The following is a 10,205-nucleotide window of genomic DNA, read 5'->3' as shown; positions in this document are numbered from 1 at the left end:
ACGACGTTTCCTCGGTACCAGATAGTCGGGCTTTCGCCCGCTCGGATGCAGGAAGAACGGGACGCCGCCGATCGCGGCCCGCGGTTTTCGTGCCGGTCGTTATGAAATCGAGCCCCGAGGAGGGCCGAATGTCGGTGTGGTCACCGGCATCAGAAACCACAGAAATCACAACGATCACAGATTTCGTCGGCGCAGCGCCCTGATGCCCCTCGCCCCGTCCGGCACACTTCGCATCCGATCGCGCCCGCACGGCGCCCGGGACCGGTCGGGCGACCCGCCGGAGGGCGGATGTTCGGAAACTGGGTTCTCAAATCCGCACCTACCGGTTACTTGAATGAGTCATACTTCGGACCGTGTCCACTACGGCGGATTTCGAGCGCATGCTGCGCCGGGCCGCGCTGCGGGTGACGGCCCCGCGGATCGCGGTGCTGACCGCTGTGGCCGAGCACCCGCACTCCGACACCGACACCATCCTCGGCCTGGTCCGCGGCACCCTCGGCACCGTCTCCCATCAGGCCGTCTACGACGTGCTGCGGGCGCTGACCGAGGCCGGTCTGCTGCGCCGGATCCAGCCGATGGGATCGGTCGCGCGCTACGAGACCCGCGTCGGCGACAACCACCACCATCTGGTGTGCCGCTCCTGCGGCGTCATCGCCGACGTCGACTGCGCGGTCGGCGACGCACCGTGCCTGACCGCCGCCGACGACAACGGCTTCGTCCTCGACGAGGCCGAGGTCATCTACTGGGGGCTGTGCCCCTCCTGTTCCGTTTCCGTCCCGACGTCTCGATCCAACCCCTGATCACTGCCCGTTTCACTCTCTCGGAAAGGAAATACCGTGCCTGAGGAACATCCACCTATCGCCGAGGCCAATACCGAACCGCCCGAGAGCGGATGCCCCGTCATCGGCCGCATGAAGCGGCCGGTCGAAGGTGGCGGCAACCGCGACTGGTGGCCGGAACAACTCAACCTCAAAGTGCTGCAACACAATCCGGCCGAAATTCACCCCTTCGGCGCGGACTACGACTATGCCGCCGAATTCGCCACCCTGGATCTGGCGGCTGTCAAGGCCGACATCATCGAGGTGATGACGACCTCGCAGGACTGGTGGCCGGCCGATTTCGGCCACTACGGGCCCTTCTTCATCCGCATGGCCTGGCATGCGGCCGGCACCTACCGCATCGAGGACGGTCGCGGCGGCGCCGGATCCGGAATGCAGCGCTTCGCCCCACTCAACAGCTGGCCCGACAACGCCAGCCTGGACAAGGCGCGCCGGCTGCTGTGGCCGGTCAAACAGAAGTACGGCCGCAAACTGTCGTGGGCCGACCTCATCGTCTACACCGGCAACGTCGCCCTCGAGCACATGGGTTTCCAGACCTTCGGCTTCGGCGGCGGCCGCGTCGACGAGTGGGAGCCCGAGGAGGTGTACTGGGGTCCGGAGCTGGAATGGCTCGGCGACACCCGCTACTCCGGGCAGCGTGATCTGGAGAATCCGCTCGCGGCCGTGCAGATGGGCCTGATCTACGTCAATCCCGAAGGGCCCAACGGCAATCCGGATCCGCTGGCCGCCGCGATCGACATCCGCGAGACGTTCCACCGGATGGCGATGAACGATGTGGAGACCGCGGCACTGATCGTCGGCGGGCACACCTTCGGCAAGACCCACGGCGCGGGCCCCGCCGACCTCGTCGGCCCCGAACCCGAAGCCGCGCCGATCGAGCAGCTGGGCCTGGGCTGGAAGAGCGCGTTCGGCACCGGTGTCGGCAAGGACGCGATCACCAGCGGTATCGAGGTGACGTGGACCCCGACCCCGACCCAGTGGGACAACAGCTTCCTCGAAACCCTCTACGGCTACGAATGGGAGCAGACCAAGAGCCCCGCCGGGGCGTGGCAGTGGGTGCCGAAGGACGGCGCCGGCACGGGCACGGTGCCCGACGCCCACGACCCGTCCAAGACCCAGGCCCCCGCGATGCTGACCACCGACCTGTCGCTGCGCCTGGACCCCATCTACGGGCCGATCACGCGGCGCTGGCTCGACCATCCCGAGGAACTGGCCGAGGAGTTCGCCAAGGCCTGGTACAAGCTGATCCACCGCGATATGGGACCCAAGGCCCGGTATCTGGGTCCGCTGGTGCCCGAGGAGACGCTGCTGTGGCAGGACCCGATCCCGGCCGTCGATCACGACCTGATCGGTGACGCCGAGATCACCACCCTCAAGGCGCGCATCCTGGATTCGGGCCTGACGGTGCCGCAGCTGGTGTCCACGGCGTGGGCGGCGGCGGCCTCGTTCCGCGGCAGCGACAAACGCGGCGGCGCCAACGGCGGCCGGTTGCGGCTGCAACCGCAGAACGGCTGGGAGGTCAACGATCCCGACGAACTGGCCCAGGTGATCCGCACCCTGGAAGCGATCCAGGAGGCGTTCAACACCGAGCAGACCGGCAGCGTGCGCGTCTCGTTCGCCGATGTGGTGGTGCTCGGCGGTGTCGCGGCGATCGAGAAGGCCGCCCGCGACGCCGGTTTCGGGGCCACCGTCCCGTTCACCCCGGGCCGCAGCGACGCCACGCAGGAACAGACCGACGTGGAGTCGTTCTCCGCGCTCGAGCCCAAGGCCGACGGTTTCCGCAACTACCTCGGCAAGGGCACCCGCCTGCCGGCGGAGTATCTGCTGGTCGACAAGGCGAACCTGCTGCGGCTGACCGCGCCGGAGATGACCGTGCTCGTGGGCGGTCTGCGCGTGCTCGGCGCCAACCACAAGCAGTCGCCGCTGGGTGTGCTCACCGACAATCCCGGTGTGCTGAGCAACGACTTCTTCGTCAACCTGCTCGACATGAGCACCGAGTGGAAGCCGTCCCCCGCCGACGATGGCACCTATATCGGCACGGACCGCGCCACCGGCGAACAGCGCTGGACCGGCAGCCGCGTCGATCTGGTGTTCGGCTCGAACTCGCAGCTGCGGGCGCTGTCCGAGGTGTACGCCGCCGACGACGCCAAAGCCACGTTCGTCGACGATTTCATCGCCGCCTGGGACAAGGTGATGAACGCCGACCGGTTCGACCTGGCCTGATCCGTCACACCCGGATGCCCCGCACACCACCGCCGGTGCGCGGGGCATCCGCTCGTCCGGGGCAGCATGTCGATCGCCGCGAGTGCGCGGGCGCGGGCGCTACAGTCACCCGAGACCCCTCGCCGCACAGGAGGCCGCCGTGACCGTTCCGCTGCTGGCATGGGCCGGTGCGCTGGCGCTGATCCTCGTGCTGCTGGTGTTCGACTTCGTCTTCCATGTGCGCGGTGCGCATTCGCCGACGCTGCGCGAGTCGGCGGTGTGGTCGGCGGCCTACATCGGCGTGGCGGTGGCGTTCGGGTTCGTGGTGTGGGCGCTGGGCGGATCGGAGATGGGGGTCGAATACTTCGCCGGCTACATCACCGAGAAGGCGCTGTCGGTGGACAACCTGTTCGTCTTCCTGGTGATCTTCACCGCCTTCCGAGTGCCCGCGGCCGCCCAGCAGAAGGTGCTGCTGGTGGGGATCGTGATCTCGCTGCTGGCGCGCACCGGATTCATCTTTCTCGGGGCGACGCTGATCAACCGTTTCGCGTGGGTGTTCTACCTGTTCGGCGGGGTGCTGCTGGTGACCGCGGGCAATATGCTGCGCCCCGAGAGCGAGGACACTCATTCCGGCGACGGGCTCGTGGTGCGCGCGACCCGGAAACTGTTGCGCACCACCGACTTCTACGACGGTGACGCGATGACCACGATGGTGGACGGGCGGCGCCGGCTGACCCCGATGATGTCGGCGATGATCGCGATCGGCGGCACCGACGTGCTGTTCGCCCTCGACTCGATTCCCGCGATCTTCGGCCTGACCCAGAACGTGTTCCTCGTGTTCACCGCCACGGCGTTCTCACTGCTGGGTTTGCGGCAGCTGTTCTTCCTGCTCGAGGGCCTGCTGGACCGGCTGATCTACCTCGGTTTCGGGCTGGCCGCCGTGCTCGGCTTCATCGGTGTGAAGCTGATCCTGCACGCCCTGCATCACAACAGCGTGCCCTTCGTCAACGACGGTGACCCGGTGCCGGTGGCCGAGATCCCCACCGGGTGGTCGCTGGTGGTGATCGTGGCGATACTCGTGGTGACCGTGATGGTGTCGCTGTGGAGCCCGGCCGGGCGCGCGCAGACCGCGGTGGCCGGAGCCCGCCGCTACGCCACCCGCTACCTCGACCTGGGTTACGAGGCCGACCAGGCCGTGCGCGAACGCACCTATGCGCGCCTGCTGGACGCGGAACGGGCCATGGCCGGGCTGCCGGGCAAATACGTGCACCGCTTCCGCGCCGACGACCTGACCGCGCTTCTCGACCGCGCGCACGTCGTGCACGAGGACCGTATGAACCGCATCCGCGCCGGCCTGCCGCTGCGCATGTGACCGCCGAACCCTCCCGTTTATATTCCATTTCGGCTATATTGCCGTTATGGCATCTACGTTCGAGGCGTTGGCCGAGCCGCGGCGCCGCGACATCCTGGACCTGCTGCGCCGGCGCGAACACCTGGTCGGCGAACTGGTCACCGAGTTGCGCCTCGCGCAACCGACGGTGTCGAAACATCTGAAGATCCTGCGCGGCGCCGGGCTGGTCGAGGTCCGCCACGACGCCCAGCGCCGCTGGTATCGGCTGCGCCCCCAGCCGCTCACCGAGATCGACCTGTGGCTGGCCCCCTACCGGCAACTGTGGGACACCAGCCTCGACGCGCTGGCCCGCCACCTCGACGCCGTGGCCGCCGCCGAAGAAAACACCACCCCCACCGATGCCGAGACCGCGAGGAGTGACGACGATGAGTGACCCGTCCGCCGAACTGACCACGATCGACGGCACCCCGACATTGCGGTTCGAGCGCCGCTTCGCCCACCCCCGCGAACGCGTGTGGCGGGCGATCACCGATCCGCAGCAGATGACGGCGTGGTTTCCCGCCGCCGTGCACACCGAACTGCGCCCCGGCGCACCGATGCGGTTCGTCTTCGACGACGAAGCACCCGTCGACGACACCTGGGACGGAGAAGTCCTCGAGGTCGATCCGCCGACGGTGTTCATGTTCCGCTGGAACCGCGACGTGCTGCGATTCGAACTGATCGCCGACGGCGACGGCTGCCGGCTGATGTTCACCCACGCGCTCGGCGACGGCCCGACCGGCCGCCTGGGCGCCGCCCGCACCGCCGCCGGATGGGACGGCTGCCTCACGAGCCTGACCGCCGCCCTCGACGAGACCGAGGTGAGCCAGGACCCGGCGACCGGATGGCTGGCGCGCGCGGAAGCCTACGTCGAGAAGTTCGGGCTGGCCCGCGGCAGCGCCGAACCGGGCGCGGATCCCGAATCCGATGTGGTGCTGCGGTTTTCGCGTGATCTGGTGTGGCGGCCCGCGGACACGATCTGGGCGATCCTGGTCGAGGACCACGCCGTGCGCGTCGGCGCGATGCCACCGGCCCGCGCGGCCAACCCGCAGATCGCACCGGGACCGGTCACCGCACTCGATCCGCCCCGGCTGCTGGAATACGAGGTGGCGGTCGACGGGCAGCCGGCGGGCCGGGCGCGATGGGAGATCGTCGCCGATCCGCGACTGGGCACCCGGGTCGACTTCACCCACACCCTGCCCCTTCGGCTCGCCTCGCACCGCGCCGGATTGCTGGCCGCCTGGCAGGTGCAGTTCGAACTGTTCTTCGCCGCCACCCAGGGCGAGATCCGATGCCCGTGGCCCCAGCAGCGCGTCACCGAACTGACCGCCACCTACCGCTGAGTCACCGCGGCGAAGCCTTGCCGGTGCGGACCGGAATCGTGGTGTCCAGCAGCGTCATCAGCGCGACGACGACACCGAGGCCGACGATCACCCAGGCGATGGCGTGCAATCCGGCGTCGGTGGTGGCCGAACCGAAGGTCAGCGCGATCAGGCTGGAGGAGAAGATCGCCCCCATATAGGCGAAGGTGCGGTACAACCCCGACGCCACCGCGACCTGCCGGGCGGGCGCCTGCACGTACAGCGCGGCCTGGTTGGCGAACCCGCTGGTCCCGCTGGCCACTCCGAACAGCAGCGACATCGCGATCAGCACGATCACCGGCGAGTCGTGCGTGATCACGACCATCACCAGCCCGGTCGCGATCAACGCCGCACCGCTGCCGGCCAGCGGCACCCGCACCCAGCCGCGATTCGACACCAGACGCGCGATGACGATGCTGATCGCCGACAACGGCAGCAGGATCAACCCCACCTGCGAGGCGCTGTAGTGCGCGGCCTGTTCCATCCATTGGCTGGTCCCGTAGAGGGCGGTGTAGGTGCCCAGCGACACCACCGCCTGCCGCGCATACGTGCGCAACAGCCCGCCGTTGCGGGTCAGCATCCGCACGTCGATGAGCGGGCTACGAGCCCGCCACTCCCACGCCACCAGCGCGGCGGCCAGTCCCAGCGTCACCGGCAGCAACCACCACAGCGGTGAGCGCAGATCCGACAGAAACGTCAGCATGCCGATCACCGCACCGGCGAACAGGCCGATGCCGACGATGTCGATCGCGCCCGGCAGCGACCCGTGATCGCGGCGGCGCGGCTCATCCTTCGGCACACCGGTCAGCGTCGCCACCAGCGCGACCAGCGCGAGCGGGATGTTGACGAAAAAGATCGCGCGCCACCCGAACACCCCCGCCAGCAGTCCACCCAGCGGCAGCCCCACCACGGAGGTGACCTGCGCGGCGATCGAGAAATTACCCAGCACCCGCGCCGGCACCCCGGTCCCGGCGTCGTCGGCGCGCCGGCGCACCAGCGCCATCGCGGTGGGAAACGCCGCCGAGGTGCCGATGCCGATGAGCGCCCGCGACACCACCAGGAATCCGAAAGCCGGTGCGGCCGCGCCGATCACGCCGGCGGTGATGAGGATGATCAGTCCGCTGGTGAACACGCGCCGCGGCCCGAACAGGGTGGCGAGTTTGCCCATGGTGGGCTGGGCGACGGCGCTGCACAGATACAGCACCGAGATGAGCACGGCGGTGGTGGCGGGGCCCCGATGGAAGTCGACGCCGATGCCGACGAGGGCGGTGGCGATGGTGGAGGTGTTGATCGGGTTGAGGGTCGAACCCAGCAGCAGCGGCCCGACGAAGCGGGCTGTGAACGGGTCGCTGCGGGCGGGTGCGGTATCGGCGGGGGCGGCTGTCACGAGCGGGCCGCCAATGTCCGCAGCACGTCGTCGGTGGTGCCGGTTTCGGCGATGCGGCCGAAGATGTGGGTGATGCTGTGGTCGTGGCGTTCGCCGTCCGAATCGGTCATCGCGTCGACCGGCAGGGTGACGTGGAAACCCTGTTCGTGGGCGTCGCGGGCGGTCGATTCGACACCGGCGCCGGTGGCGATGCCCACGACCACCACCTGGGTGAGCCCGTCGGCGCGCAACCGGTCGGCGAGCCCGGTGCCGGCGAAGGCGCTGCGGGCATGTTTGGTGACCCGGATATCGCCGGGACGCGGTGTCATCTCCGGGATGAGGGCCGTCCAGTCCGGCGGCAGATCGGTCAGGGCGGAGGCGCCGGCGTCGGTGCGCCCCGGCGGGGTACCGGCGACGTTGACCAGCACGACCGGCAGGTCACGGTCGCGGAAGGCGTGGACGAGGGTGGCCGCGCGCGCGATCACGGGCTCGACCGGATGTGCCAGCGGCCGCCCGACGATGCCCTGCTGCAGATCGATCACGATGAGGGCGGTGGCCGGGTCCAGGGTGGTGACGGGCATGACGAATTCCTTTGCTGGCGTGCGAGTTTCGGAGCACCGGATGCGGCGCGCGGCGACGCGCGGGCCCGGTGGCCGGGTCGCGAATGTCGGTTGTGGGCGCTCGGTCAGCCGGCGCGGCCGATGCGGTCGAGCAGGCCGATCGCATCGGCGAGTTGCCGGATTTCGGCGTCGGTGAATTCGGCCTCGATGACGCGGGTGAGCCAGTCCTCTTTCGCGCGGCGGCCGGTGCGGAATTCGTCGCGGGCGGCGTCGGTCAGGTCCAGGACGGTTTTACGGCCGTCGGCCGGATCGGGTGTGCCCGCGATGAGACCCGCATCTTCCAGCGCGCGAACGATTTTCGCCATCGACTGCGGACGCATTCCCGCCGCATGAGCCAGCTGGGTGGCCGTGGCGGGCCCGCCCTGTTCGAGGCGGATGAGGACCGAGCTCTGGGATTTGGTGAGGTCGCTGCCCTCGGCCTGAGCGCGCAACTGCCGCAGCAGCCGGCTGACGGCGACCCGCAGATCGCTCGCCACCGCGGCGGGTGTGGGCGCAGGCTTTCCGGACATGACTCCACCCTATCATTTACTAAGCTAACTGTGTAGTTGGCTGTACAACTTCGTAGCGCCGTCACTCAGTCCGGTCGCGATTACTTGACGGCCGGTAAGTGATGTGGCTAGCCTGACCGAAAAGCCCCCTACCGGGTCGTTCATTCGATCCGGACGGCGTGGGAAGTGGGTGGGGAATGCAGACCGTCAGCGTGTTGTGGCCGGTGCCGGCCGAGCGCGTCGCGTCCGTCGAGGTCGGCGAGGACGCGCTGACGGATCTGGAGATCGCACCGCTGCTCGCCGCCATCGTCGGCGATACCGATGATCACGACCTCATCGCGCTGCTGCGCCGCCCGGTCCGTGACCCCGACACCGTCCGATTCCGTCAGGAAGTGTTCACCGATCTCGACAATCCCGAAACACACTCCGCCGCAGAGGATTTCGTGATCGCCATGTGGCGGGTGCGGCGCCGGCTGCGCGTCGCGGGCGAGCTGTATCACCCCCATCAGCGCCACCGCCTGCACCTCGACGCCGCCGCCGACTACGTGACAGCGGTGACCGCGCTGCACACCACGGCCGCACGACTGTCACTGCGATCGCGGGCCCTGCTGCGGTGGCGCACCTACCTCGACACCTATTGCGCGAGTACGGATCTGCGCGCGCTGGCCGACGACATCGACACCGTCCAGGCCGCGCTGGCCCAGGTGCGGTACCGGCTGCGGATCCTCGGCCGCACCCTCGAGGTGAGCGCCGCGCACCCCGCCCCCGACTACACCGCCGCCGTGACACACCTGCTCGCCCGCTTCGGCGCACCCCAGCGCCACCACTCGCGTCCGCGTCCGGAGTGGCCGGATATGAACCAGACCGAGGAACAGATCCTCGACCGGGTCGCCGCCCGGCATCCGGCGCCGTTCGCGCGACTGGCCGAATTCGCCACCCGCCATCGTGATGTGATCGCCCCCGAGGTGGCCGACTTCGATCGAGGCATGCAGTTCTATCTGCGCTACCGCCGCTTCGTCCACCGCGCCGCCGGCACCGGGCGCAGCGTGTGCCTGCCCGAGATCGCCGCACCGGGCGATCCGATCCACGCCGACCGCGCCTACGACCTCGCCCTCGCCACCCGCTCACCGAACCCGGTGGTGTGCAACGACTTCCGGCTCCAAGACCCGGAACGGGTGGCGGTGGTGACCGGCCCCAACCAGGGCGGCAAAACGACCTTCGCGCGCACGATCGGGCAACTGGTGTACTTCGCCGCGCTCGGCGGCCCGGTCCCGGCGCACACGGCGCGGCTGCCGTTGCCCGATCGCATCCACACCCACTTCGAACGCGCCGAACACGCCGGCGATCCGGACGGACGGCTACTGGCGGACCTGCGGTCGATGCGCGAGATTCTGCGGACCGCGAGCGCGGACACCCTGATCGTGCTCAACGAGAGTTTCTCCACGACCACCACCCACGACGGCGTGCGCATCGCCGGCGAGGTCCTGGCCCGCATCGTGCGGCGCGGCGCGTGGGGCGTGTGGGTGAGCTTCTTCGACGATCTCGCCGCGGCCGGACCCGAGGTGGTGTCGATGGTGGCACTGACCGACCCGGACGACCGCGCACACCGCAGCTACCGCATCGTGCGCCGCCCCGCCGACGGCCACGCCTACGCCACCGAACTCGCCGACCGCTACGGACTCGGCTACGACGCGGTGGCCGCGAGGCTGGCGCGATGAGGGTCCGGCTGCTCCACCCCGGCGACACCACCCCCGCACCCACCGCGCTCGGCGACACCGCGATCGAGGATCTGGGCCTGTCCGCACTGTTCGACACGATCGCCGACAGCCATCCGGCGGCAGCCGACGCCGTCCGGGCCGTGATCGCCGCCGCCCCGGCCGATCCGGCGGTGATCACGCACCGCCACGCCGTACTCACCGACTGCTGCGCGCACCCGCAC

Annotated in this window: 9 protein-coding genes and 1 pseudogene; 7 read left to right on the top strand and 3 right to left on the bottom strand. The window is 69.3% G+C overall.

What is annotated here, in order from left to right:
- The first annotated feature begins 380 nt into the window (after nt 1–380).
- From IRT45_RS28745 to IRT45_RS28725, 5 genes are all read left to right on the top strand, one after another.
- Nucleotides 381–800: a Fur family transcriptional regulator gene (locus tag IRT45_RS28745; RefSeq protein ID WP_228535385.1), complete on the top strand. Its 420-nt coding sequence runs from the start codon at nt 381–383 to the stop codon at nt 798–800.
- A gap of 36 nt (nt 801–836) precedes the next feature.
- Nucleotides 837–3,062, top strand: coding sequence for a catalase/peroxidase HPI (katG, locus tag IRT45_RS28740; RefSeq protein ID WP_194808973.1), 2,226 nt, complete (start codon nt 837–839; stop codon nt 3,060–3,062).
- 139 nt (nt 3,063–3,201) lie between these two features.
- Nucleotides 3,202–4,413, top strand: a complete 1,212-nt coding sequence (locus IRT45_RS28735) for a TerC/Alx family metal homeostasis membrane protein (protein ID WP_194808972.1) — start codon at nt 3,202–3,204, stop codon at nt 4,411–4,413.
- A 46-nt stretch (nt 4,414–4,459) separates the two neighbouring features.
- Entirely contained in the window at nt 4,460–4,825 is a 366-nt protein-coding gene (locus tag IRT45_RS28730; RefSeq protein ID WP_194808971.1) for a helix-turn-helix transcriptional regulator, read from the top strand.
- A complete protein-coding gene (locus IRT45_RS28725; RefSeq protein WP_194808970.1) occupies nt 4,818–5,774 on the top strand; it encodes an SRPBCC family protein in 957 nt (318 codons plus the stop codon). Before IRT45_RS28730 ends, IRT45_RS28725 begins: the two co-directional genes overlap by 8 nt.
- Before the next feature lies 1 nt (nt 5,775).
- On the opposite strand, the gene IRT45_RS28720 is transcribed toward IRT45_RS28725, so the two are convergent.
- From IRT45_RS28720 to IRT45_RS28710, 3 genes are all read right to left on the bottom strand, one after another.
- Nucleotides 5,776–7,179: an MFS transporter gene (locus IRT45_RS28720; protein WP_194808969.1), complete on the bottom strand. Its 1,404-nt coding sequence runs from the start codon at nt 7,177–7,179 to the stop codon at nt 5,776–5,778.
- Complete coding sequence (locus IRT45_RS28715) at nt 7,176–7,739, bottom strand: isochorismatase family protein (protein ID WP_194808968.1); 564 nt, start codon at nt 7,737–7,739, stop codon at nt 7,176–7,178. Before IRT45_RS28715 ends, IRT45_RS28720 begins: the two co-directional genes overlap by 4 nt.
- A 104-nt stretch (nt 7,740–7,843) precedes the next feature.
- Nucleotides 7,844–8,287: a MarR family winged helix-turn-helix transcriptional regulator gene (locus IRT45_RS28710; protein WP_194808967.1), complete on the bottom strand. Its 444-nt coding sequence runs from the start codon at nt 8,285–8,287 to the stop codon at nt 7,844–7,846.
- Between the two features lie 176 nt (nt 8,288–8,463).
- Between IRT45_RS28710 and IRT45_RS28705 the strand changes: the two genes are divergently transcribed.
- Both IRT45_RS28705 and IRT45_RS28700 read left to right on the top strand, forming a co-directional pair.
- A complete protein-coding gene (locus IRT45_RS28705) occupies nt 8,464–9,984 on the top strand; it encodes a DNA mismatch repair protein MutS (RefSeq protein ID WP_194808966.1) in 1,521 nt (506 codons plus the stop codon).
- A pseudogene (locus IRT45_RS28700) lies at nt 9,981–10,205 on the top strand (hypothetical protein); the annotation flags it as partial. The gene IRT45_RS28705 and the pseudogene IRT45_RS28700, both read left to right, overlap by 4 nt.

Source organism: Nocardia sp. BSTN01, from assembly GCF_015354405.1.
Classification (GTDB): domain Bacteria; phylum Actinomycetota; class Actinomycetes; order Mycobacteriales; family Mycobacteriaceae; genus Nocardia.
Note: the sequence above shows the minus strand (reverse complement) of the source record. Positions and strands in the feature narration are given on the sequence as shown.

What these genes read in the sequence shown, in the direction of transcription:
- IRT45_RS28745 (WP_228535385.1), top strand. Translation starts at nt 381, where the DNA reads ATGCTGCGCCGGGCCGCGCTGCGGGTGACGGCCCCGCGGATCGCGGTG.
- IRT45_RS28730 (WP_194808971.1), top strand. Translation starts at nt 4,460, where the DNA reads ATGGCATCTACGTTCGAGGCGTTGGCCGAGCCGCGGCGCCGCGACATC.
- IRT45_RS28725 (WP_194808970.1), top strand. Translation starts at nt 4,818, where the DNA reads ATGAGTGACCCGTCCGCCGAACTGACCACGATCGACGGCACCCCGACA.
- IRT45_RS28715 (WP_194808968.1), bottom strand. Translation starts at nt 7,739, where the DNA reads ATGCCCGTCACCACCCTGGACCCGGCCACCGCCCTCATCGTGATCGAT.
- IRT45_RS28710 (WP_194808967.1), bottom strand. Translation starts at nt 8,287, where the DNA reads ATGTCCGGAAAGCCTGCGCCCACACCCGCCGCGGTGGCGAGCGATCTG.
- IRT45_RS28705 (WP_194808966.1), top strand. Translation starts at nt 8,464, where the DNA reads ATGCAGACCGTCAGCGTGTTGTGGCCGGTGCCGGCCGAGCGCGTCGCG.